The following is a 23,446-nucleotide window of genomic DNA, read 5'->3' as shown; positions in this document are numbered from 1 at the left end:
GCTTTGTCTTGATCCCAGCTCGCCAATGGCGGCCTGCGGTGTCCGGGCACCAACCAGAACCGGATCGCCATGAAAGGCTGGAGACCTTCGCCGCCATTGCTGCTCCTGCTGCCGGCGGTGATCGTTCTGGCGGCCGTGGTGGTGGTGCCGTTGCTGCTCTCGCTCTATTCCAGCTTCACGCCGTTCCGGCTGACCAGGCCGGAGACGTTCTGGGTCTTCATCGGCGCGCGCAACTACGTCGCCATCCTGACCAGCCGCGCTTTCTGGGTCGCCTTTGCCCGCACCGTGGTGCTGCTGACCGTGGCGCTCAACCTGGAGATGCTGATCGGGCTCGGGCTGGCCCTGCTGGTGGAGAAAGCATCGCGCGGCCAGCGGGTCCTGCGCACCATCATGATGTTCCCGATGATGTTTTCGCCGATCCTCGTCGGCTTCCAGTTCAAATTCATGTTCAACGACAATATCGGCCTCGTGAACAACGCCCTGCAGGGGCTCGGCCTGACCGACCGCGCCATCCCGTGGCTGATCGACGGCAATCTCGCCTTCATCGCCATCCTGATCGCCGAGATCTGGTCGTCGACCTCGGTGTTCGCGATCCTTATCCTGGCCGGGTTGCTGGCGATGCCGCGCGAACCGGTCGAGGCGGCCCGCGTCGACGGCTGCACGCCGTGGCAGACATTCCGCTATGTCACCTGGCCGTTCATCATGCCCTTCGCTTTCATCGCCATGACCATCCGCTCGCTCGACGTCGCGCGCGCCTATGACATCGTCAAGATCATGACGGACGGCGGTCCTGCCGGCCGCACCGAGCTGGTCTGGACGCTGGTCGCCCGCACCGCCTACAGCGATGCCAGGATGGGCATGGCCAACGCCATGGCCTATTTCTCGATCCTGCTGTCCATCCTGTTCACCGTCTATTTCTACCGCAAGCTCGCCGCGGCGCGCACGCAGATCGCGGCGGAGTGGTGAGGATGGACCAGAACAGCCTGCATCGCGTAGGCAACAAAGCGCTCGGCATCGTTCACGGCATCGGACTGTTCCTGGCCATGCTGGTCATCTGCCTGCCCGGCATCTGGATCGTGCTGTCGTCGCTGCGGCCGACCGTCGAGATCATGGCCAAGCCGCCGGTGTGGATCCCGCAGCGACTCTCGCTCGACGCCTACATCGCCATGTTCAGCGGCGTCGGCCAGGGCGGCATTCCGGTGCTCGACTACTTCCGCAATTCGCTGATCATCTCGGTGACCTCGACGGTGATCGCCATCGTCATCGGCATGGCTGGCGGCTATGCCTTTGCGCGCTACCGCTTCCGCGCCAAATCGGCGATGTTCCTCGGCCTTATGCTGACGCGCACGGTGCCCGGCATCGCACTGTCGCTGCCGCTGTTCTTCGTCTTTGCGCGGCTTGGCATCATTGATACGCACTTCGGGCTGATCCTGGTCTATGTCGCGCTCAACGTGCCCTTCACTGTCTGGCTGATCGACGGCTTTTTCCGCCAGGTGCCGAAAGACCTCGCCGAGGCGGCGCAGATCGACGGCTGCACGCGCTGGCAGGCCTTCTGGCAGGTCGAGTTTCCGCTGGCCGGCCCCGGCATCGCCTCGGCCGGCATCTTTGCCTTCCTCACCTCCTGGAACGAGTTCGCTCTGGCCTCGCAGCTGACCCGCTCGATCAACTCCAAGACCCTGCCGGTCGGTCTGCTCGACTATACGGCCGAATTCACCATCGACTGGCGCGGCATGTGCGCGCTGGCCGTGGTCATGATCATACCGGCGCTCACGCTTACCTTCATCGTCCAGAAACATCTCGTCGGCGGCCTCACTTCCGGCGCGGTGAAAGGCTGACATGGCAACAGTATCGCTCAAGAAACTCACCAAGAGCTATGGTCCGGTGGCGGTCGTGCACGGCATCGACCTCGAGGTCGCCGACCGCGAGTTCATCGCGCTGGTTGGGCCGTCCGGCTGCGGCAAGTCGACAACCCTGCGCATGATCGCCGGCCTCGAGGCGATCAGCGACGGGGTCATCGAGATCGGCGGCCGCATGGTCAACGACCTGCCGCCGCGCTCGCGCAACATCTCGATGGTGTTCCAGTCCTACGCGCTCTATCCGCATATGACGGTGCGCGAAAACCTCGGCTTCTCGCTGAAAATAGCCGGCGCCGCTAAAGATGAAATGGACCGTCGCGTCGCAGAGGCATCGGGCATTCTCGGCCTCGACCAGTTGCTCGACCGCCGGCCGTCGCAACTGTCCGGCGGACAGCGCCAGCGCGTCGCCATGGGTCGCGCCATTGTGCGCGATCCCGACGTCTTCCTGTTCGACGAGCCGCTTTCCAATCTCGACGCCAAGCTTCGGACGCAGATGCGCACCGAGATCAAGAAACTGCATGCCAAGGTCCGGTCGACGGTGATCTACGTCACCCACGACCAGGTCGAAGCGATGACGTTGGCCGACCGCATCGTCATCATGCGTGACGGTTTCATCGAGCAGGTCGGCACGCCCGACGAGGTCTTCCGCCGGCCGCAGACACGCTTCGTGGCCGGCTTCATCGGCTCGCCGCCGATGAATTTGCATGAGGCGGTTGTCGACGACGGACAGCTGCTGTTCGCCAGCGGCGAGAGATTGCCTCTGCCCAGCCAGTTCAAGGCCAATGTCGAGGCCGGCGACAAAGTCGTGTTCGGCCTCAGGCCCGACGACATCTATCCGACCGGACACGGCATCAGCTCCGGCGAAGATGTCGACGTCCACCAGGTGGAATTGCCGGTGACCGTCACCGAGCCGCTCGGCAACGAGACGCTGGTGTTCGCCGAATTCAACGGCAGCGACTGGGTATCGCGCATGCTCAATCCAAAGCCGCTCAAAGCCGGCGACCGGGTCAAGATGAGCCTGGACCTGTCGCAGGCCCATCTGTTTTCCGCCGAAACAGGCAAGACATTGCGAGGTTAAAATCATGGCAAAGATCGAGAAAATCGAACTGCGGATGGTCGACCTCGTGCCTAAGGTCAAGCGCACCGATGCCATCCAAAGTTTTGTCTCGCAGGAAACACCGATCGTCACCATCACCGATGCCGACGGCGCGGTCGGCACCGGCTACAGCTACACGATCGGCACCGGCGGCTCTTCGGTGATGCGGCTCCTTGCCGACCACCTTGCGCCGCGGCTGATTGGCCGCGACGCCGACATGATCGAGGCGATCTGGCACGAGCTGGAGTTCGCCACCCATGCGACGACGATCGGCGCGATCACGGCCATCGCGCTCGCGGCCATCGACACTGCCCTTTGGGATCTGCGGGCCAAGAAACAGAGGCTGCCGCTGTGGAAGCTGGCCGGTGGCGCCAAGGACCGCTGCCCGCTCTACACGACCGAAGGCGGCTGGCTGCATATCGAAACCGAGGCGCTGGTCGAGGATGCGCTGGACGCCAAGGCCAAGGGTTTTCGCGGCTCGAAGGTCAAGATCGGCAAGCCGCACGGTTCCGAGGATCTTGCGCGCCTGACGGCGGTGCGCCGGGCGGTTGGAGACGCCTATGAGATCATGACCGACTGCAACCAGGGCTTCTCGGTCGACGAGGCGATCCGCCGGGCCGAGCGCCTGCGTGAACTCGACCTCGCCTGGATCGAGGAGCCGCTGCCGGCCGACGACATTGACGGCCATGTGCGGCTGTCGAGTGCCACATCGACGCCGGTCGCCATCGGCGAGTCGCTCTATTCGATCCGGCATTTCCGCGAATATATGCAAAAGGGCGCATGCTCGATCGTGCAGGTCGATGTCGGTCGCATCGGCGGCATCACGCCATGGCTGAAGGTGGCGCATGCAGCCGAGGCGTTCGACATACCGGTCTGCCCGCATTTCCTGATGGAACTGCATGTCAGCCTGACATGCGCCGTTCAGAACGGCAGATATGTCGAGTATATTCCCCAGCTCGACGAGCTGACCGGCAAGAAAATGCGTATCGAGGACGGGCACGCATTGGCGCCGGACGAGCCCGGCATCGGCATCGATTGGGACTGGGATGCGATCAAGGCGAAGAGCATCGCGGAATTCACCACGACGATAGTGAAATAGGAGGCGGACATGCAGCGAATGGGAATGGTGCTCGGCCTCAAGCCGGAGAAAGTCGCCGAGTATGTGCGGCTTCACGCTGCCGTCTGGCCGGACGTCCTCAAGATGATTTCCGCCTGCAACATCAAGAATTATTCGATCTATCTGAGGGAGCCGGAGCACCTTTTGTTCAGCACCTTCGAGTACCATGGCACCGACTATGCCGCCGACATGGCGAAGATGGCTGCCGATCCCACGACGCAGGAATGGTGGGCGCTGTGCGTGCCCTGCCAGGAGCCGCTGCCGACCCGCAAGGAGGGCGAGTGGTGGGCGTCGATGGACGAAGTCTTCCATTATGACTGATGACATTTTCGATCCTGCCTCGCTTTCCCAGGCCTGGGCACAGCCGTCAAAGCCCAGGCCGATCGTGATATTCGGCGCCGGCTCGATCGTCGGCGATGCGCATTTCCCGGCCTATGGAAAAGCCGGTTTCCCGGTTGCCGGGCTGTTCGACCCCGACCTGGCCAAGGCGGAAAAACTGGCGCAGAAATGGGGCGTCACCGCTTACCGGTCGGTCGAGGAAGCTGCGTCAATCAAGGACGCCGTCTTCGATCTGGCGACGCCGCCGGCCTATCACGCCGGCGTGCTCAGGACGCTGCCCGATGGCGCCGTGGCGCTGATCCAGAAGCCGATGGGCAGCAATCTCACCGAAGCCACCGAGATCCTCGAAATCTGCCGCTCCAAAAACCTGAAGGCGGCGGTGAATTTCCAGCTGCGCTTTGCGCCGATGATGCTGGCGCTCAAGGATGCGATCGCCAAGGGCTGGTTGGGCGAAGTGGTCGATTTCGACGCATGGCTGGCGCTGGCGACACCCTGGCAGCTCTGGGAATTCCTGCTGAAGGCGCCGCGCGTCGAGATCGCCATGCATTCAATCCATTATCTCGACCTGATCCGGCAATTGCTCGGCGACCCCAAGGGGGTTCACGCCAAGACACTCGGCCATCCCGGCCACAAGGTTGCGCAAACGCGCACCAGCGCGATCCTCGACTATGGCGACACCGTGCGCTGTGCACTGTCGATCAACCACGATCACAAATTCGGTCGAAAACACCAGGCCTGCGAATTCCGCATCTGCGGCACCGAAGGCGCCGCCTACCTCAAGCTGGGGCTCAACCTCGACTATCCGCGCGGCGAGCCTGACATCCTTGAAATCTATCCGAAGGGCGGCTCCGACTGGATTACGGTGCCGCTCGTCGGCGCATGGTTTCCGGACGCCTTCATCGGCCGCATGGCCAATGTCCAGCGCTACGCATCAGGCGAGGACACCGAGCTTGTCAGTTCCGTCGAGGACGGCTGGAACACCATGGCGCTGGTCGAAGCCGCCTACCGATCGAGCGCGGCGCCGGCAACGCCGATCGCGGCGAGGCCCTGACATGGAGCAGACTGTCTATTTCGAGGACTACCGGATCGGCTCGTCGCGCATGACCAGCGGGCGCACCATCACCGAGACCGACTTCGTCGTCCATGCCGGCCATACCGGCGATTTCTTTCCTCATCACATGGACGCTGAGTTCATGAAGACGACGCCGTTCGGCCAGCGCATCGCCCACGGCACGCTGGTGTTTTCGGTCGGCGTCGGGCTGACGGCAAGCGTCGTCAACCCGGTTGCCTTCTCCTATGGCTACGACCGGCTGCGTTTCATCAAGCCGGTGTTCATCGGCGATACGATCAAGACCCGCACCACCATCTCGGCCAAGGAAGACGACCCGAAGCGACCCGATTCAGGCCGGGTCGTCGAGCGCTGCGAGGTGATCAACCAGCATGGCGACGTGGTGTTGGTCGCCGATCACATCTACATCGTCGAGCGTCGCGACAAGCCGAGCAGGGCCTCGACGGATGGCGCTGAAACCTAAAGACAAAAAAAACCGCCTTGCGGCGGGTCCTCGGTGCGAATCAGTACCATACCCAAATTAGTAGCATAGCTGCCGGCACAAAGCAAGAACAAATACTACCCAGGGCAACTGCTTCAGGTCGGCGGTCATTGCCCTGCGGTCCAGCATTGTGGTTGGCGAAAGCCGAAGCGACATCCGATCTCCCCACTTGCGGGGGAGATGTCCGGCAGGACAGAGGGGGGTGGGACGGATCGCCAACGTCGATTTCAGCCATTTCCAACCGGAATCAGCCTGAGGACGTGGCAGCGATTGGTTGACAGGCCGGAGGGACAGCACCCCCCTCTGCCCTGCCGGGCATCTCCCCCGCAAGGGGGGGAGATCGGCAGCTTCGCCGACGGCGCCTACTCCGGAATGTTGAGGTGGAAGTTCCAGCAGGCGTTTGGGCGGCGCCGACATCGGGAATTGGTCATACCCGGTTGACCGGATAGACCGGCTTGCCGCCGCGCAGGACCGATGCGACATCGGCAAACACCTTGTTGCGAACCTCGGCGTAAGACTGGGTCGAGTAGTGCGCCGCGTGTGGACTGACCAGGACGGCGTCCAGCGCCAGCAGCGGATTGTCGGGCGAAGGCGGCTCCCGATCGAACGTGTCGATGCCGGCGCCTGCCAGATGGCCGCGCCGGATCAAATCCGCCAAGGCGACCTCGTCGACCAGGCCGCCGCGCGACACGTTGATGAGTATCGCCCCTTCCTTCATCCGCGACAGGGCTTGTGCCGACATGATGTTTCTGGTTTCCGGTGTCGCGGGAACGTGCAGCGAGACGATGTCGGCCCTGGCTAGCAGCTCGTCGAAGCCGACCGGTTCGGCACCGCCGGCGGTAATGCGCTCGGCCGGCAGATGCGGGTCGTAGGCGATGACATGGTAGCCGAAGACCCGCGCCCGCTCGGCAGTTAGGCGTCCGATCTGGCCGAAGCCGATCAGGCCGAGGATCTGCCTGTCGGGCCGCGTCATGCCGGCGCCATCGGTCATTGCAGCCCAGCGGCCGGCGCGCACTGCGCTGTCGAACTGCTTCAGCTTGCGCGTCAAGGCCAGGATCAGGGCCATGGCGTGGGTGCTGACTTCAACCAGGTTGGCGTCCGGCACATAGGTTACCTGAACACCGGCACGGCTGGCGGCCTCGACGTCGATCGAGTCGAGCCCTACGCCGAACCGCCCGATGACCTTGAGGTTCTTCAGTTCCGCCAAAACGCGAGCCGTGATCGGCTCTCGCAATACCATCAATGCGTCGGCGTTGCGGCAGTGTTCGATCAGGGCATCTTCCGTGAGCAGCGTCCTTTCGACAAACTCGACGTTCAAGCCGTCAAGGTAGCGCAGCTGCTCTTCCTCGACTGACAATACGCCGTCGGTCTTGATGATCTTCATGGCAAACTCTTGCTATGAGGCGCTGCGCGCCGAGGCAACGCCGGCGGCAAGGCCGGCGCCGAGAAACATCGTGTCGCTGGCCAGCATGTAGAAGCTGATGCCGTGCCGCGACCATTTGCCGACATCATCCGCCGAAGGGCGAAAGATGCCGACGGCCTTGCCGGCCGCGCGCGCCGCGGCCGCGATCCTGATAATCGCGGCATTGAGCTTGTCCTGGCCGGCCGGCCCCATGGCGTCGATCGAGACCGACAGGTCGCCGGGGCCAATGAAGACCACGTCGACGCCGTCGACCTGGACGATGTCGTCGACGTTGGCCAGGCCCTCTGCCGTCTCGACCTGGATGGCGACCGTCAGGACGTCGTTGGCCGATTTGAGGTAGTCCGGAATCCTGTAGCCATAACCGGCGGCGCGGCCGGGGCCGACACCGCGGGCGCCGACCGGCGGGTAACGGCAGGCCATGACCGCCATGCGGGCTTGCTCGGCCGTGGAGACGCGCGGTACCAGGACGCCCGACGCGCCGGCGTCGAGCGCGGCCGCCATCCACTCCGGCGTGTGGCCGGGAACGCGCACCATCGCGGGAACCTTGTGGACATCGGCGGCGCGGACCAGATCCTCGAGCCGTTCGCGGCCGATCTGCGAATGCTCCCAGTCGATGCACAGGAAATCGACCCCGCTCGCGGCCGCCACTTCGACCGCCACAGGGTGCGGGATGGCGCAGAAGGTGCCGATGAGGCGATCGAGAGAAACACATTTCTTGCGAAAGTCGTACATGAAATCTCCAGAAATTTTCGGCGTCGGCAAAACCTGTTTGCGCTATGTGGCCCTTGACGAAGGATGCACGGCTTCCGTCGACATCGGGAAATGCCGGCTGCCGCCTGAAAACGGCGGGAATGTCTTGTAGTCGGCGCGCATCTCCAGCCTCGCCGGCGATTGCAGCGCGTGCGTCAATGCCGCGGGACTGTCGAACATGACACGATTGCGCTGCATATGGTCGATCCGCGGCCAGGGCAGCGATCCGCACCAATCCAGTCGCGACAGAACCTCGATGTGGCGAATGCCGGGGAAGCCCCGCATCAATTGCGGATGATGCGTCACATAGTGGTGGAGCCAGACATTCATGTCTTCGGCCGGCCCGGGATAGTGGACAAGATAGCTGCAGGGCAGCCCGGACGTCTTGACGCCAGCGTCGTCGACGGGAAACGGACGCACGCACATTGCCTGTTGCGTCGGCCTCGAAGCGGCGATGCTCGACAGCATACTGGGTGCGGCAAGCGCCTGCAGATGGCCGGACGGCGCTAGCGCCGCCTCCATGTGCGCCAGTTCGTCGAAATAGAGCTGGAAGCCAAAGACCGGCGGTGGACCATCGTTGTTGAACATGTCCGTCGCCACCTCGGGCAGATAGATGTTTGCAAGCACAAGGCCCGGCGTTGACGCGATCACACGCCGCACAGCGTCAACGTCTTCACCGGCGATGGCCAAATTTGCCTCGCGGTCCTCATGGAAGAAAGCAAGATAGGCAAAGCGCATGTGGACACCTGCTGGTTCGACTAGATCAAATTCGGAAGAAAGAGAGCGATCTGCGGAAAGAGGACAATCAGCAGGATCAGCAAAAGCGTCAGCGCGATGTAAGGCGCCGCTGACATGGCAACCGTCTTGAGCGATGTGCCTTTCGGCGCAACGCCGATCATGATGAACAGCAGCAGACCAAACGGCGGCGTGGTGAAGCCGACCTCGTAGGCGAGCAGCAGGATCAGCCCGAACCATACGGGCTCGTAGCCGAATTGCTGGGCGATCGGCAGAAAGATCGGCAGCGTGATCAGCATCATCGAGACCTGATCCATGAACATGCCGAGCAGCAGGATGACGAGCACCATCATGAGCAGCATGGGATACGGTCCAAGATCGTAGCCGACGATGAACTGGATAAAGCCGTTGGAGGCGCCGGAGAAGGCGAATATCTGCGAGAACGTCGTCGAGGCCGAGATGATCAGGAAGGTCATGCCGGTGACCTTCATCGCGTCGTCCAGCGACTTCCAGACAACCGACCAGCTGAACCGTCGGTAGACGAACAACAATGCGAAGACGGCGGCACAGCCGAGTCCCGCCGATTCCGTCGGCGTCGCTATCCCAAGGATGATCGTGCCGACCACCATGAACACGATGACGCTCATCGGAATGATGTTGACGGCGACCGCCCTCACCTTCTCGGCCGCGGGAACGGCGGGTACCGGATAGTGCGGAGCGGCGTCCGGATCGATCTTCGTCTGCGCGAAGATCAGCGCCGCGTACATGACAACGAGCAGCAGCCCGGGCAAAGCCCCCGCTATGAGCAGCGCGCCGACGTCGATCTGGGCCAGCGAGCCGAGCAATACGGCCAGCGAGGATGGCGGGATGATGACGGCAAGGCTTCCGGCGCCAAGCACCGGCCCGTAGGCCATGTGCGGCTTGTAACCCCGCTTCAGCATCTCCGGCACCATCAGCGAGCCCATCATGCCGGTATTGGCGAGGCTCGAGCCCGACAGCGCGGAAAAGATCGTGCCGGCGGCGAGGACGACATAGGCAAGGCGTCCGCGCAGATTGCCGACGCACAGGTCGAGCGCGTAGATGACTTTCTCGCCCAGGCCGGAGCGGAAGAACAGGCTGCCCATGACGAGAAACATCGGCAGCGGAGCAAGCGCATAGGTCGAGACGGCGTCGGAGAAGTTGGCGACCATCTGCGTCACGCCGATCGAACCGCCGAAGAACAAGTATAGCCCGATCACATTGGTGACGAAGAATGCGAAGGCGACCGGCAGCCCAAGCCCCATCAACACCAGGATGGTGCCAACAAGCACGGCGAATGGAAACAGCCAGGCCACCGGTCAGAGCCCTTCCATTTCCAGCGGATCGAGGGTGTACAGCGTGTCACGGCCGAGCAGATATCTGAGCCATTCCAGCGCCGAGAGGTAGAAGGCGAGCATGATGGGCAGAAAGACCAGCCATTTCGGCATGTCGAAACTGCGCGTTTCATATTCGCCGCCCGCAACGGCACTTGTCAGGGAAGACAGAGCGACGCTGCCGAGGTAGAGGCTGACGCCGATGCAGGCGAGATAGACCAGCTTTTCAAGCACCGCCCGTGCCCGCACCGGCAGCGCCTTGCGCAGGAACTCGACGAAGACATGGCCCTTGCTGTGGACCAGCCATGGCATCGGCAGGAATGCCGCGTAAAGCAGGCCGTATTCCGTCGCCGATACTGCCCAGGCAAGCGGCCTCAGGCCCAGATTGCGGACGCATACATCGGCGACCACCGCGACGATGATGAGGCCAAGCACCACTTTTGCCGCCGCCGCCAACGCAAGGCTCAGCTTCCCAATCGCTGCAAACAATCTGTCCATGCCCGACGACCCTCATGTCCACCTTTGCCCCCCTTTGATGGAGGGCGCGCAAAGCGCCCTCAGCTCGGGCTACTGGAAGAATTTCTTCAACTGATCGATGTTGGTGGGATCGCGTTTGGCCATTCTCGCCCAGCTCGCCTGTGTGGCAGCCGCCAGGAATTTGTCGCGGCCGGCGCCGGTCAAGCTGATCACCTTCTGCCCGCCGGCGATCATCGCCTGTGCCTGCTTTTCGGACTCGGCAAGGTTGGCGTCATAGCTCGCGCGCTCGTACTCGACAGCCGTGTCGGCAAGCAGCTTCTGCGCCTCGGGCGACAGCGTGTCCCATTTGGCCTTGTTGATCGAGATCAGCACATCGGTTTTGAAGAATTGCGGGTCGACACGGTATTTTGTGAATTTGTCCCAGCCGAAGGACGCATAGCCAAATACGGTATAGGCGTTGGCATTGACGACGCCGCGCTCGAGCGAGGTATAGACGTCTCCCGGTGCTTGCACGATGACCGTCGCGCCCAGGGATTCGAGGAAATCGCGATAGAGCGGCGACGAACGTATCTTCAGGCTGCTCCAGTCGATGCTGCCTTCGCTGTTGAGCTTGGGTTCGTCGATGGTGAAGACGTTGAAGCCCGAGCCCGCGTCGACATGCGCCAGCAGATGGGCATTGGCCTTCTTCTCGAAAATCCCGCTGATGAAGTCCCAGCCGCCATTCTCGCGAATCTCCCACGGCGTCTTCGTCGATGCTGAGAAAACCTCGCCTTCGGGCACGAGCTCGAGGAACTGCCCTGCCGGTGTATCGATCACATCGATCAGGCCGCTCCTGAGCGCCGCGCCCTGCTGGATCGGCGGAATGACCTCCGGCCCGCCGCGCACATTGATCTGGACCACGCCCTTACCCTTTTCGTTCACCTTCTGAACGAACTTCAGGAAGCTCTGGGCGTAGCCATTCTGCGTCGGCGTGAAATGCACGGCGTTGAGGACGACCTCTTCGGCCGTGGCGATACCCGCTACACCCGACATCAGTGCAGCCAGAACAAGGGATTTCCAAATGCGCATTGCCGTACTCCCTCTGATAGATTCACTTCGCCGGGGCCCATCATCGGGCCGATCTGAAATTGCACGCTGCGCCGCCACACGAACGGCGGTTAGTTGACATCGTCTCCTACTGTCAGGAACCGCCCATGTGCGTAGAAGACCGGCGATCGGTGAGCGCGGTCCAGCGCAACGCCTGAGACGATGCCGATGACGATCATGTGCGACGCCCGCACGATGATTTCGGCGACCCGGCATTCGAACATTGCCCGCGCGCCGACAAGCAAGGGCGCGCCGGTTTCGCCGCGCACCCATGATCCGGACGAGAACCGCGCGGCGCCCCTGGCTTTGGTCAAGCCGCCAAAGGCACGCACAACGTTCTCCTGGTCGCCGGCTGGCAGATTGACCGAAAAGGGCAAGCCTTCGCGAATGGCCGAGGCAAAGGTGCTGCTGCGGTTGACACAGGCCAGCAGGGACGGCGGCTCGGCACTGAACGAGCAGAGTGCTGTCGCCGTGATACCGCAAAAGCCGATCTCGTCATGCTCCGAGGCGAGGATGGCGACGGAGCCCGCCACGGCCCGCATCGCCTGCTTGAAGGCGCGCGGATTGATGGCGTCGTGCCCATCCACCCATAGCGTCGGAATGGCGGCCGCCGGCATCAATTTACCCGAAGCCCGGCCTGGCGCATCAGCGGCAGCACGCGGTCGCAGAAGAAGGGCAGTTCGTAGGTGTAGTTGACGAATGTGAGGGCGGCGCCGGAATAACCCTGTTCCATGATCTTGGTGAGATCGTCGACGATCTTTTCCGGCGTGCCGATGAGCGGGAAGGTTCCAGCACCGCCGGCGAACCTTTGCCGATATTCGGTAAACGCCTTCGCATCATGCGAGTTCGCGAATTCCTTCTTCTTGCGCATATGCTCGTCGACGGCGCCCTCGTCCGCGCATTCCAGCGCGTAGTGCCGGTAATAATCCTCGGCTTCCTGCTGGGTCTCCCGGCAGACGACGTGACAGACCGTATAGACGCCGACTTCGCGTCCGACTTCGGCAGCTCGGTTGGTGATGTCGACCACATGCGCACGGCCGTCGGCGATTTCGGAAAAAGTCGAAAACAGATAGTCGCAGTGGCGCGCCGCATAGTTGCGCCCCGGCGCGCCGAAGGCGGCGTTCATGGTCACCGGTCGCGGCGCCTGCAGGCTCGGCGGCCGGCTGACGACACCCTTCAGATCATAGAACTCGCCGCTGAAGTCGAACGGCTCCCTCGATTGATAGGCACGCACGATGATGTTGATCCATTCCTCGGCCTGATCATAGGTCCGCTCGCCGACCGTCTGCCCGAACATGGCGAACTCATCCGGGTTCCAGCCGCAGACGATGTTCAAGCCGGCACGCCCGTTGGAGATGTGGTCGACCGTCGCCAGCGCTTTTGCAGCCTGCAGCGGATGAACCAGCGGCACATGCACCGTCATGAACAGGCCGATGTTTTCCGTGGCGACAGCAAGACCCGCCGCCCAGGTGAAAGTCTCGAACGACCATTCCCGCACATGCGTCAAACCGCCGAAGCCGCGCCAACGGGCGATCGGTAGCAGAAACTCGAGGCCGGCGCGGTCGGCGATGCAGGCAGAATTGAGGTTGTCTTCCCAGCGGGCACGCCAGCGCTCGGGAACGGTGGTCATTGCCAGGCCGCCATCGGCGTTCATCGAAAAGACGCCAAGCTTGAACCTGTTCGGCCCTTTCAGCGGGTGCTGCTTCCTGATCATGATTTCCCCCGCTGCGACATGCTCTCACCTTCACCGCTGGAATGTTGAGCCGGTGGGCTCAGCTTCATGAAACGCTCCTCGGCGTTCTGAATGAAGTGCGTCATGCGGTCGTAGGCGGCGACGGCGTCGCGCTTGACGAATGCCTCGTAGATGGCGCGCATGCCGGCCACGACGACGGCTTGTGTCGGCTGGTGAGACAGCGTCCTTAAACGGACGACGAGCACGTGGTCGGCGAAGCGGGCAATCGTTTGCGAAAGGCGCTCGTTCTCGACCGCGCCGAGCCAACAATTCCTGAATGCCGAATTGGCCTGGAAAAAGCGGTCGGCATCGCCGGCGGCGGCCGCAGCCTCCGCTTCCCGAAGCGCGGCTGCCAGTGTCTTGAGGTCAGCGGCGCCGAGTGTCCGTGCGGCGTGAGCGGCGGCCCGCGGCTCGAGCAAGCGGCGGACCTCGAAGATGTCGGCAACATCCGTTGCGGTAAGTGTGGGCAGCGTGAAACCGCGTGTGGTGCCGACGAGGTAGCCCTCATGCACCAACTGCATCAAGGCGTCGCGGACAGGCATTCTGGAAATACCGAGCTGGGCGGCAATGTCGACATCGACGAGCTTCTGGCCAGGCGCCAAATCGCCATGCTGTATCGTCAGCCGGATTTGTTGATAGACCTGGGCACGCAGATTGCCATCGCCAACCCGTTTGAGCTCTATCGTTTCCGTCATCCACGCCTTCCCATGCGAAGATTTCGTATATCGTTTGAGGCTGGTGTTCTCGCAGCGATCCGTGAAATGCAGCCACATATCGATGGAATTCGATCTGCAGGCCATGTTCCAATGCGAAGTGGAGCACAGGCTGGATCGGCTGGCAAGATGTTTTAAGTTTATAGTGTATACTGTTTTGGCTCGCTGTCCGGTGGGCAGAGGATCGCGCCATCCGTGCTGCCACGCCGCGCGACGGCGGGACAGCTGACGATCGGCGCGGTTCGGTAAAAAACGTACAGACGTTTTCCCGTGACACATCGAAGCTGGCGGATTTAACTAAAATTACTTGCGATCTGCGCGCGCCGGCACGCCCACCCGATCCCCTCGCCGGTGCGCATTACTGGATCGCCCGCCGTATCGAAAGGTGCGGCGGGCTTTTCGTTTCGTTTGGCGGGGAGGCGCTTATGCGAGACTTGCCCAGGAATATCGACGCTGACGTCGTGATAGAGATCAGCAAGCTGCTCGACGATCGGGCGAAGTCGGTGCCGGTGCCAGTCCATAAACTTGCAGCGATGATCCGGCTGAGCATCGAGACCCGCCTGACCGATCAATCCATCGAGGAACTGATCGTGGAAATGGCCGCGACGCGGGGGCTTGCGATGCTGTTCGACTTGCCGGTGGTCCCGGTGGTAAATGTCGACAATGTCGTGCCGATTGCCTTGGCGCGACGTCCCCGCTGACATTTCGCTCGAGCTCTACCGATCTCCGCCTCGCTGCCCGACTTCACTTGTCCTGATGCGCGGGCCGAGTGTCGCCTTTCTTTTCGGGGTCGTGGGTATGATGGCTGTCGCGTTCGCCGCCGCCGCCGGAGACCTTGCTGTGGCTGCGACGGTCGGGCGCGGCCGGCGGCTTGTCGACGCTCAGCGGCTTCTTGGCGTTTTCGTGCGCGGCGCCAGGACCGCCCTGGCGGATGCTGGCAGGCGTTTTCTTCGACGTGGACATGACCTAGCGATCTTGGACGTTACCTTGATGGGTAGTGTTGACCTTCGTATTGCCTTGCTGGCCCTGCTTGTCGGGATCCGGAACGGCAGATTGCGGTGCCTGGTCGGCCGCTACCGATTTTTTGTCACCGGCGCCCTTTGGGCTCTGATTCTTCGGCGGCACAGGGGGAGGTTTTGTGCTCATGGCGTTTCTCCTTCCGCCACCCAAACAAGCGGCTCGGGAGAAAGGTTCCCGAGGGTCCGATACGAACGGCGATTGCCGCAACGAGCCGGGTCCACGGGCCGTGGCTTGGCCGGCGGGCGGCCGGCACAATCCAGGACTATTTCTTGATGATGTTTCCGTTGTTCAGGTCGAAGGCCTGGGCGCCGAAAGCCTGCCGGAAGAAATCCTCCTGCAGATCGCCCCATTCGCCGAGATAGGCGCCGCAATTGCTGCAATAGATCGGCGTCGAATCCTTCGCGTTGTCGGGAATCTCCATCAGGATCGTCCCGCACGCCTTGCAATCGAGCTTGTCATCCAAACGGCGGCCCATTGGCCAATAATTGCGCGTTTTCAGCTACGCGCCAATTGTCGTTTTCGTACGAAACCGCGAACGGTACGTTTTCCACCTGCAGGCGGGCAGTAGGCTAACGGTCCGCGGGATTTCCGAAGGCAGGATCGCGCCGCCTCGAATACGTCGCCACCCTCGGCAGCTCATCTGGAAAGTCGACCCAGGGAAGCCTCATGTCCCAGTATGCATGGGCCTGTGGCGGAAAGCGTTCGGGGTGGTCGAGGAAGCCGATCGCCAGATAGAGTTCGTTGGGCAGGCCCTGGTCGATATAGCCGATCGATGTTCCGCAGTCCGCGCAAAAGGACCGGAGCACGCCGGGGGTTTTCGAAAAAGTCTTCAGTGTGCCGGTGAGCAATGTGAATTCAGAAGGCCGATAACCGACCCACACCGTTAGCGGGCTTCCTATCGCCTTGCGACAGTCGTCATCATGATCGGAGCAAACCCAGAACGGCTCGCCGCGCATTTGCGCCGTTATGGCGCCGCAAAAACAGGAACCCGTTTCAGTTCGTGGCATTGGCTAACGTCATTGCTGGACCGGCCTTCATTGCTGGCCCGGCATTTCGGTATTTTCCCTGGGGTTCTTCTTGATGCCGGCGGCAGGCGAGGTGTCGGCTGGAGCATTGCCACCCTGGTTCTGCTCAGGGGCTCTTTTGAGCGGCGAGGTTTGCCAGCCCATATCGCCGTACAAAAAGCCTATGAGAAAGCCGACGATGATGATGGCCGAAATCACCATTGCAATTAACGCGTTACGTCGCTCCATTTCGTACGGCTCCTTTCTTCGAGCCGAACAAGCGATGGCGGAAATGGTTCCGGTTAGACGGACGGCGTGACGGGACGGAGCCGGCCGGGAACATTCAGCCTCACGGCGGGTTCGTATGAGTGCTCTTCTACAGGGAGTGGCTTGCATGAGACCCGCCGTAACCGATCGCATCGAAACTAAGAAATACAACCACCCGACAGGCGGCTGGGGATCGCTCAAATCCCTGGTCCGCAAGGCGCGAGGCGAAGGCCTGCTATTGTCCGGGATATGGAGCACGCTGCTCAAGCAGAACAAGGCCGACGGCTATATGTGCGTGTCTTGCTCATGGGCAAAGCCGGCCCAGCCGAGGCCTTTCGAATTCTGTGAAAACGGCGCCAAGGCCACGATGTGGGACCAGACCAAGCTGCGCTGCGAACCCGCATTCTTCGCCGAGCACTCGGTGACCGAATTGCTCGACTGGCCGGACCACGATCTGGAGAAGCAGGGCAGGCTTACCGCACCCATGCGCTACAATGCCGCCACCGACCGTTACGAGCCGGTTTCCTGGGACACTGCATTCCGCGACATAGCTGCCGAATTGCGGCGGCTCGATCCCAAATCGGTGGTGTTTTACACGTCCGGCCGCGCCTCGCTCGAGGCCTCGTTCATGTACCAGCTTTTTGCGCGCATCTATGGGTCTTCGAACCTGCCCGATTCGTCCAACATGTGTCATGAATCGACGTCGGTCGGCTTGCCGGAATCGATCGGCTCGCCGGTCGGGACCGTACAGCTCGAAGACTTTGCGAAATGCGACATGATGTTCTTCTTCGGGCACAACACCGGGGTGACGGCGCCGCGCCTGCTGCATCCGCTGCAGGAGGCACGTCAACGCAACGTGCCCGTCTTCACTTTCAATCCCTTGCCCGAGCGGGGACTGAAGCGCTTCAAGAATCCGCAAAACCCCGTCGACATGCTGTCGCCCGGACCGGGCACAAAAATGTCCAGCGACTTCTTCCAGGTTCGTTCGGGCGGCGACATCGCCGCCATGACGGGTATCGCCAAGGCGTTGCTGGCCCTCGACGACGCCGCCCGCGAAAGCGGCAGGACGCGTGTCCTCGACACGGCTTTCATCGCCGAACACACGCATGGCTTCGCCGAGTTCGAAGCCTTCCTGCGCACCACCCAGTGGAGCGATATCGTCGCGCGATCCGGCGTTGCGCAGGCCGATCTGGAGCACGTCGCCGAGGTCTACAGCCATGCCAACGCCGTGATCGGCAATTACGGCATGGGCCTGACCCAGCATCGGCACGGCACCGAGAACGTCCAGATGCTGTGCAACCTTTTGATGATGCGCGGCAATATTGGAAAACCCGGCGCCGGCATTTCGCCGCTGCGCGGCCATTCCAACGTCCAGGGGCAGCGCACCGTCGGCATATCGGAAAAGCCCGAGCTCGTCCCGCTCGACAAGTTCGCCGAGTTCTACGCCTTTGAACCGCCGCGCGAGAAAGGTCTCGATACGGTCGAGACCTGCGAGGGCGTCATCGACGGATCGGTCAAGGGCTTCGTCGGGCTCGGCGGCAATTTCGTGCGGGCGGTTCCGGAAACCGGCCTGGTCGAGAAAGCCTGGCGTGGGCTCGACCTGCATGTCGAGATCGCGACCAAGCTGAACCGCAGCCATCTGATCGCCGGCCGGACAACCTATTTGCTGCCGTGCCTTTCACGGCTGGAAAGAGATCATCAGGCGAGCGGCGACCAAAGGGTGTCGGTAGAGGATTCCACTGCCTGTATCCACGGCTCGTTCGGGTCGCGACCTCCGGCTTCGCCACATCTGCTTTCTGAGCCCAGGATCGTTGCCGAGCTTGCCAAGGCGACAGTGCCGGGCAGGAGTTCGATCCCATGGGATGAGTGGGTTGGGGACTATTCCCGCATCCGTGACGAAATCGAGCACTGCTACCCCCAACATTTCCGCGACTTCAACAAGCGTTTCCTGACGCCCGGCGGCTTCCACCGCGACATCAAGGCGAGCAAGCGTGTGTGGGAGACGCCTAACAAGAAGGCCAATTTCAAGCTGCCGAGTGGCCTTGAAACCGACCCTGACATCGATGTCTCCGGCCGCGATGTGCTGACACTGATCACGGTGCGCTCCAACGACCAGTTCAACACGACCGTCTACGGCTACAACGACCGGCTGCGCGGCATCAGCGGCACACGCATGGTGCTGTTGATGAATGAAAAGGACATCCAGCGCCTCGGTTTGAGCGCGGGACAGGAGGTCGATCTCGAAGCCAATGCGCAAGATGGTGTGGAGCGCCGCGTGCACGGGCTGCGCATCACGCCTTTCTCGGTGCCGGAGGGAAATTGCGCCGGTTATTATCCCGAGCTCAACCCGCTGGTTCCTTTGTGGCACAGAGCCGAGAAGGCTCATGTTCCGGCGGTCAAATCGATACCGGTGCGGATATTGCCATAGGCGTTCGTTGTTCGCGGCAGGCACGCACCACGCCGATGTGATCTGGCACGACTTTCAAAATCGTGACCTCAGCAGGCTCGCGCGAGTTCATCCAGGGCATTCAGGATCGCACTCTGGCTCGCCGGCTTCTGCACGATCCTGCATGTGCGGAATCCGGCCGGAATTTCGCGTTCGCTATACCCGGAGAGAAAGGCGAACGGAACACCGCGCGTCCGTAACGCTTCCGCGATCGGATAGCTGGTCTCGTCGTTCAACTGAATATCCAACAGCGCCGCGTCTATGCCGCCTTCGCCGACGAGCCGGAGGGCTGCCGTTACCGACGAAACCGGTCCAACCACCTGATGGCCGGCTTTGCGCAGGTAGGCCGCCGCGTCGTCGGCGATCAGCCATTCGTCCTCGACGATCAGCACACGCATCTGTCCGGTCACGACGAGCCCTCGCGGGTCAGAGGGAATGCGATTTCCGCCTCCAAACCATTTGAGCGGAAACTTGTTTCAACTTTTCCGCCCAGTCTGTAGCCGATTTCGCCTCGTAGAAGGGTAAGGCCGAAGCCGCTGTCGGTTGGCTCCTTGATGCGGGGGCCGCCCTTCTCGCGCCAGACCAGCTTGAAGGTTCCGTCGACCACCGACCATTTAACAACTATCCGCCCGGCTGGCTTCGACAGTGCACCATATTTGGCGGCATTGGTCGCCAGTTCATGGATTGCCATGCCGAAAGAAAGCCCTTGTGCTGGCTTGAGGCTTACTCTCTCGCCATCAAGCTTAAACCGTTCAGGCCCGAAAGGATCGAGCTCCTGGTGCAGCAATTCCTCGACAGAGGCTTCCGTCCAGCTCTCACGCGAGAGCAGACTGTAGGCTCGTGACATTGCCTGCAGGCGACCTATCAAGGCTTCGGCGAACTCGTCTTTCGACGCCGAGTATTCACGCGTCCGGTTGGTGATGCTGGCGACAACCGCCAGCATGTTCTTGACCCGGTGGTTCAGCTCGGAGATGAGCACCTGCTGACGCTCTTCCGCCTGCGCCAGCGTCGTCACGTCGATCAGCGTCACGACCACGCCCTGGATGCTGCCGCTCTTGTCCCGGTAGGGATTGATGCGAACCAGGTAAGACCGGCCGTTGTCGTCGCGCGCAAGATGATGGTTCAGGGTCTCTCCGGTCTCGAACACCGCATCGATGTGCCGTTTCAGCTCGGGGTAGTCGAGCTGACTCGAAAGATCGGTCAGTGGCCGGCCGACATCGGAAAGACGCAAGTTGAAGAAGGATGATGCCGCGGGAGTGAAGGTGCGCACCACAAGGTTGCGGTCGAGGAAGATGGTCGCGATTTCCGTGCTTTCGAACAGGTTTCTGAGGTCGCTGTTGGCGCGATCTAGCTCCTCTATCTTGCCGGTCAGCTCCGCGTTGATGGTGTTGAGCTCTTCATTGAGCGACTGCATCTCCTCCTTCGAGGCCTCAAGCTCCTCATTGGTCGACTGCGCCTCTTCATTGACGGAGACGAGTTCCTCGTTCGAAGACTTTACTTCCTCCAGCGCCGTTTCGTATTCCTCGATGGTGGACTGCAGCCGTTCGCGCGTGTCGCGCAACTCCCGTTCGAGATCTGCCGCGTCGTCGGTGCCGCGGTTTTCGCGTGCCGGCTCGGACCGCATCCGGGGCTGTGCCACCGAATTGAACAGGACGAGATAGAGGGGCTCACCATTGCCGCGTTCCGTGTACGGCTCGACCGTCAGCGTAATGAACTGAAGCTGTCCGTCGTCTTCCTCGACCGCTATGTTCTCCCGCACGACCGTGCGGCGCGTCGTGGCAGCTTCCCGCAACGCGGCGCGCAGCTCAAGTCTCAGCCCGCGGCGGGCCAGGGTCAGCAACTGCCGGCTCGGCGCGCCTTGCGGCGCTTCCAGATATTTGCCCGTCCGCGTCGAATAGTAGACGATGTCGCCATCGCCATTGACCAGAACGTGCGGCGGGGCGAACCGCTCCAGCACCTGAGCCTCGATCGCCTGGCGCAGTGAATGGCTGGCGGCGTCCTTCTTCGAGCCGCCGCTTCCGACCGGAAGGGCACCCGTGCGGCCATTGCCGATCAGGACCAGCGGCCGCGGCGTGGCATGTTCCCGCGCCTGGAATATCCGCTGCTTCTTGTCGACCGTGGCGAACAGGTCGCCGTGCTGACCGACGCTCTCCGACGTGCCGAGGAACAGATAACCGCCCGGCCGCAGCGCATAATGGAAGATCGGGATGACCCGGTTCTGGATCTGCGGGCCGAAATAGATCAACAGGTTGCGGCACGAAATCATGTCCATGCGCGAGAAAGGAGGATCGCGGATAACGCTGTGCGGGGAAAAAATGCACAGTTCGCGCACCTCTTTGCCGAGCACATAGCTCTCGCCGTCGCTGTGGAAAAAGCGTTGCCTGCGCTTTGCCGATAGCCCGTGCAGCAGCGCTTCGGGATAACGCGCCGCACGCGCCACGGCGAGAGCCGGCTCATCGATGTCGGTCGCGAATATCTGGACGCGCGGCGGCGCGGAAAGCTTTTCCATGCGCTCGCGCATCAGCATGCCGATCGAGAACACCTCCTCGCCGGTGGCGCAGCCGGGCACCCAGACACGCACCGAATCGGAGGCGTTCCTGCCTTCAAAAATCTGCGGTATGATCTTTTCCTCCAGCAATTTGAACGCTTCGGCGTCGCGAAAAAAGCTGGTGACGTTGATGAGCAGGTCGCGAAACAGCTTCGCCACCTCGTCGGTGTCCCTCTTCAGCCGTTCTATGTAGGTGGTGATCGACTGCAGCTGCGTGATCTGCATGCGCCGCTTTACGCGACGCAGGAACGTCTTGGTCTTGTAGCCGGAGAAGTCGTGACCGGAATGGCTGCGCAAAATGGCGTAGATTTCATCGCGGGCCCGATCCAGGTCGGCCTTGTGCTCGTCATCCGCTTCGGCCAGTCCACTCAGCACATCGAAGCCGCGGACAAACGCCTGAAGCTTTGCACCGATCTGCTCGGCGGGCGCCGCTATGTCGATCAGGCCGCTCGAAATCGCACTCTGCGGCATGTCCGGGTTGCGGGGGCCGTACCCGTTGGACGCCTGGGCAATCGTCAGCCCGCCATGCTCCTTGATTGCCCTGGCGCCGAGCGTGCCGTCCGAATCGCCACCCGACAAGATAATGCCGACGGCATACTCGCCCTGGTCCTCGGCCAATGCGCTGAAGAAGATGTCGATTGGCTTGCGCTCGCGGTTGAGCGTATTCGGCCGGCGCAGCGAAAGCGCACCCTTACGGATGGTGAGGACGACGTTTTGCGGCATCACATAGACCTGGTCGGGTTGGACCGTCACGCCCTCCTCGGCCACGACGACCGGCATTTCGGTGTAACGCCGGATGACCTCGTGCAGCAGGCTCTCCCGTTCCGGGCTGAGATGCGTGACGACGACAAACGCCATGCCGGTGCCGTCGGTCAGCCCTTTGAACAGGCCCTCCATCGCGGGAATGCCGCCGGCCGATGCACCGACGCCGACAATTGGAAATCTTCCATTCTGGGATGCCACGCCAAGCCCCTGGTAACAGCCGCAAACACAAAGCCGTCAAATCGGGCCTTAGACCCAAATCGCGCCTCAGATTAAGACCGGGCCGGGCCTGAGGCCAGTAAATAGTCCACCAACGGAACAAAGTACCGCCGGTGGGCATTAACATTTGACTTTGGAGGCGGTTCCAATGGCAAAACGATCACCTGAAATAAAGCCGGCAAAGCGAATCCTGCTGCCTTCGCCGGATCTGACCAAGTTCCCGGTATCTGAAAATATTCCGCCTCGCCTGCTCGCGCTCGCGGAACGGTTGCAAGAGGTACTGGCTCGCCACTTTGCAGAAGTCCGCGCCGACAGCCGTAAATCCCGCAGGAAGAAGGAACAATGAGGTGCGCGACCTGCAAGGCTTGCATATCCTGATCGTCGAAGACGAATGGATGCTGGCGGGCGATCTTGCACGTTATTTCAGCAAGATGGGCGCCGTCGTGCTTGGCCCGGTGGCGACAGTCGAACAGGCATCGAAACATACGGACGAGGCGGAGGCCGCGATCCTGGACGTCAATCTCAACGGACGACGGGTATTCCCGATCGCCGACGAACTGATGCGCCGTGGCGTGCCGTTCGTGTTTTTCAGCGGCGATGAAGACATCGTTATTCCCGAGCGCCTTCGGTATGCCAGCAGCCTCCGAAAATCCTCGGACGGCCAGGCTGTTTTCGATGCTCTCTTCCCAGCCGAGACGTCGTCGTCGAAAGGAGGTCGAGCGTCGGAGCCCTCGGACGACGTATTTTCGCTGCTTCCCAAGCTCAGGCTCGCGGCGCGTCTGCTGCTGGGAGATGTGGAGGCCTCCGACCGGCTGGTCGAGCGAACGCTCGAACAGGCCATCGGCGAAATCGACAAGAGACGATCCGGCTCCTCCACCGAGGACTGGCTCAACGGCATCATGCGAAGCATCGTCAGGGCACGCGGGCCAAACCTGCTGCACTGACCGCAGCCGC

Annotated in this window: 27 protein-coding genes; 11 read left to right on the top strand and 16 right to left on the bottom strand. The window is 62.0% G+C overall.

The genetic code is table 11. The features are described 5' to 3' along the window. The first annotated feature begins 69 nt into the window (after positions 1-69). The 7 genes from NKJ46_RS00340 to NKJ46_RS00310 are packed head-to-tail and all read left to right on the top strand — an operon-like array spanning position 70 to position 5,940. The gene (locus tag NKJ46_RS00340; RefSeq protein ID WP_352660447.1) at positions 70-966 is read left to right on the top strand and encodes a carbohydrate ABC transporter permease; all 897 of its coding nucleotides are present in this window, start codon (positions 70-72) and stop codon (positions 964-966) included. Between the two features lie 2 nt (positions 967-968). Further along, positions 969-1,835, top strand: coding sequence for a carbohydrate ABC transporter permease (locus NKJ46_RS00335; RefSeq protein WP_352660444.1), 867 nt, complete (start codon positions 969-971; stop codon positions 1,833-1,835). Between the two features lies 1 nt (position 1,836). After that, a complete protein-coding gene (locus NKJ46_RS00330) occupies positions 1,837-2,934 on the top strand; it encodes an ABC transporter ATP-binding protein (protein WP_352660441.1) in 1,098 nt (365 codons plus the stop codon). 4 nt (positions 2,935-2,938) lie between these two features. After that, positions 2,939-4,051, top strand: a complete 1,113-nt coding sequence (locus NKJ46_RS00325; protein ID WP_352660438.1) for a mandelate racemase/muconate lactonizing enzyme family protein — start codon at positions 2,939-2,941, stop codon at positions 4,049-4,051. A gap of 9 nt (positions 4,052-4,060) precedes the next feature. Next, entirely contained in the window at positions 4,061-4,390 is a 330-nt protein-coding gene (locus tag NKJ46_RS00320; protein ID WP_352660435.1) for an L-rhamnose mutarotase, read from the top strand. Then, positions 4,383-5,459 (top strand): Gfo/Idh/MocA family protein, encoded by a 1,077-nt coding sequence (locus NKJ46_RS00315; protein ID WP_352660432.1) that lies wholly within the window; start codon positions 4,383-4,385, stop codon positions 5,457-5,459. Before NKJ46_RS00320 ends, NKJ46_RS00315 begins: the two co-directional genes overlap by 8 nt. Position 5,460: 1 nt before the next feature. Further along, positions 5,461-5,940, top strand: a complete 480-nt coding sequence (locus NKJ46_RS00310; RefSeq protein ID WP_352660429.1) for a MaoC/PaaZ C-terminal domain-containing protein — start codon at positions 5,461-5,463, stop codon at positions 5,938-5,940. A 445-nt stretch (positions 5,941-6,385) separates the two neighbouring features. Here the strand turns inward: NKJ46_RS00310 and NKJ46_RS00305 are convergent, their stop codons facing one another. The 9 genes from NKJ46_RS00305 to NKJ46_RS00265 form a co-directional block, all read right to left on the bottom strand. Beyond that, positions 6,386-7,342, bottom strand: coding sequence for a C-terminal binding protein (locus tag NKJ46_RS00305; protein WP_352660426.1), 957 nt, complete (start codon positions 7,340-7,342; stop codon positions 6,386-6,388). Positions 7,343-7,354: 12 nt separating this feature from the next. Next, entirely contained in the window at positions 7,355-8,113 is a 759-nt protein-coding gene (locus NKJ46_RS00300) for an HpcH/HpaI aldolase family protein (RefSeq protein WP_352660423.1), read from the bottom strand. A gap of 42 nt (positions 8,114-8,155) precedes the next feature. Continuing rightward, entirely contained in the window at positions 8,156-8,869 is a 714-nt protein-coding gene (locus NKJ46_RS00295) for a hypothetical protein (RefSeq protein WP_352660420.1), read from the bottom strand. A 20-nt stretch (positions 8,870-8,889) separates the two neighbouring features. After that, positions 8,890-10,200, bottom strand: coding sequence for a TRAP transporter large permease (locus tag NKJ46_RS00290; RefSeq protein WP_352660417.1), 1,311 nt, complete (start codon positions 10,198-10,200; stop codon positions 8,890-8,892). Positions 10,201-10,203: 3 nt separating this feature from the next. Next, a complete protein-coding gene (locus tag NKJ46_RS00285) occupies positions 10,204-10,716 on the bottom strand; it encodes a TRAP transporter small permease (protein ID WP_352660414.1) in 513 nt (170 codons plus the stop codon). Between the two features lie 69 nt (positions 10,717-10,785). Further along, on the bottom strand, positions 10,786-11,763 hold the full coding sequence (gene dctP, locus NKJ46_RS00280) for a TRAP transporter substrate-binding protein DctP (RefSeq protein WP_352660411.1): 978 nt from the start codon (positions 11,761-11,763) through the stop codon (positions 10,786-10,788). Between the two features lie 89 nt (positions 11,764-11,852). Further along, positions 11,853-12,398: a flavin reductase family protein gene (locus tag NKJ46_RS00275; RefSeq protein ID WP_352660408.1), complete on the bottom strand. Its 546-nt coding sequence runs from the start codon at positions 12,396-12,398 to the stop codon at positions 11,853-11,855. Further along, entirely contained in the window at positions 12,398-13,492 is a 1,095-nt protein-coding gene (locus NKJ46_RS00270; protein ID WP_352661291.1) for an LLM class flavin-dependent oxidoreductase, read from the bottom strand. Before NKJ46_RS00270 ends, NKJ46_RS00275 begins: the two co-directional genes overlap by 1 nt. Continuing rightward, on the bottom strand, positions 13,492-14,208 hold the full coding sequence (locus NKJ46_RS00265) for a GntR family transcriptional regulator (RefSeq protein ID WP_352660405.1): 717 nt from the start codon (positions 14,206-14,208) through the stop codon (positions 13,492-13,494). Before NKJ46_RS00265 ends, NKJ46_RS00270 begins: the two co-directional genes overlap by 1 nt. Before the next feature lie 443 nt (positions 14,209-14,651). On the opposite strand from NKJ46_RS00265, the gene NKJ46_RS00260 reads away from it, so the two are divergent. Beyond that, a complete protein-coding gene (locus NKJ46_RS00260) occupies positions 14,652-14,927 on the top strand; it encodes a hypothetical protein (protein WP_352660402.1) in 276 nt (91 codons plus the stop codon). Positions 14,928-14,970: 43 nt separating this feature from the next. On the opposite strand, the gene NKJ46_RS00255 is transcribed toward NKJ46_RS00260, so the two are convergent. The 5 genes from NKJ46_RS00255 to NKJ46_RS00235 all read right to left on the bottom strand — a co-directional run bounded on the left by NKJ46_RS00255 (position 14,971) and on the right by NKJ46_RS00235 (position 16,499). Further along, complete coding sequence (locus NKJ46_RS00255; protein WP_352660399.1) at positions 14,971-15,189, bottom strand: hypothetical protein; 219 nt, start codon at positions 15,187-15,189, stop codon at positions 14,971-14,973. A gap of 3 nt (positions 15,190-15,192) precedes the next feature. Further along, a complete protein-coding gene (locus tag NKJ46_RS00250) occupies positions 15,193-15,372 on the bottom strand; it encodes a hypothetical protein (protein WP_352660396.1) in 180 nt (59 codons plus the stop codon). A 136-nt stretch (positions 15,373-15,508) separates the two neighbouring features. Further along, entirely contained in the window at positions 15,509-15,667 is a 159-nt protein-coding gene (locus tag NKJ46_RS00245) for a hypothetical protein (RefSeq protein WP_352660393.1), read from the bottom strand. A gap of 148 nt (positions 15,668-15,815) precedes the next feature. Next, positions 15,816-16,253: a GFA family protein gene (locus NKJ46_RS00240; protein WP_502903342.1), complete on the bottom strand. Its 438-nt coding sequence runs from the start codon at positions 16,251-16,253 to the stop codon at positions 15,816-15,818. A 27-nt stretch (positions 16,254-16,280) separates the two neighbouring features. Continuing rightward, entirely contained in the window at positions 16,281-16,499 is a 219-nt protein-coding gene (locus NKJ46_RS00235; RefSeq protein ID WP_352660387.1) for a hypothetical protein, read from the bottom strand. Between the two features lie 145 nt (positions 16,500-16,644). Between NKJ46_RS00235 and NKJ46_RS00230 the strand changes: the two genes are divergently transcribed. Further along, positions 16,645-18,945, top strand: coding sequence for an FdhF/YdeP family oxidoreductase (locus tag NKJ46_RS00230; protein ID WP_352660384.1), 2,301 nt, complete (start codon positions 16,645-16,647; stop codon positions 18,943-18,945). A 68-nt stretch (positions 18,946-19,013) separates the two neighbouring features. Here the strand turns inward: NKJ46_RS00230 and NKJ46_RS00225 are convergent, their stop codons facing one another. Together NKJ46_RS00225 and NKJ46_RS00220 are read right to left on the bottom strand one after the other, a co-directional pair. Further along, positions 19,014-19,373: a response regulator gene (locus NKJ46_RS00225; protein WP_352660381.1), complete on the bottom strand. Its 360-nt coding sequence runs from the start codon at positions 19,371-19,373 to the stop codon at positions 19,014-19,016. Continuing rightward, entirely contained in the window at positions 19,370-22,474 is a 3,105-nt protein-coding gene (locus NKJ46_RS00220) for a CheR family methyltransferase (protein WP_352660377.1), read from the bottom strand. Before NKJ46_RS00220 ends, NKJ46_RS00225 begins: the two co-directional genes overlap by 4 nt. A 166-nt stretch (positions 22,475-22,640) precedes the next feature. Here NKJ46_RS00220 and NKJ46_RS00215 point away from each other — a divergent pair, with 166 nt between their 5' ends. Beyond that, the gene (locus tag NKJ46_RS00215) at positions 22,641-22,838 is read left to right on the top strand and encodes a hypothetical protein (protein WP_352660374.1); all 198 of its coding nucleotides are present in this window, start codon (positions 22,641-22,643) and stop codon (positions 22,836-22,838) included. 1 nt (position 22,839) lies between these two features. Next, positions 22,840-23,436: a response regulator gene (locus NKJ46_RS00210; protein WP_352660371.1), complete on the top strand. Its 597-nt coding sequence runs from the start codon at positions 22,840-22,842 to the stop codon at positions 23,434-23,436. The last annotated feature ends 10 nt before the right edge of the window (positions 23,437-23,446 follow it).

It is taken from the genome of Mesorhizobium sp. M0166, assembly GCF_040322255.1.
Classification (GTDB): domain Bacteria; phylum Pseudomonadota; class Alphaproteobacteria; order Rhizobiales; family Rhizobiaceae; genus Mesorhizobium.
Note: the sequence above shows the minus strand (reverse complement) of the source record. Positions and strands in the feature narration are given on the sequence as shown.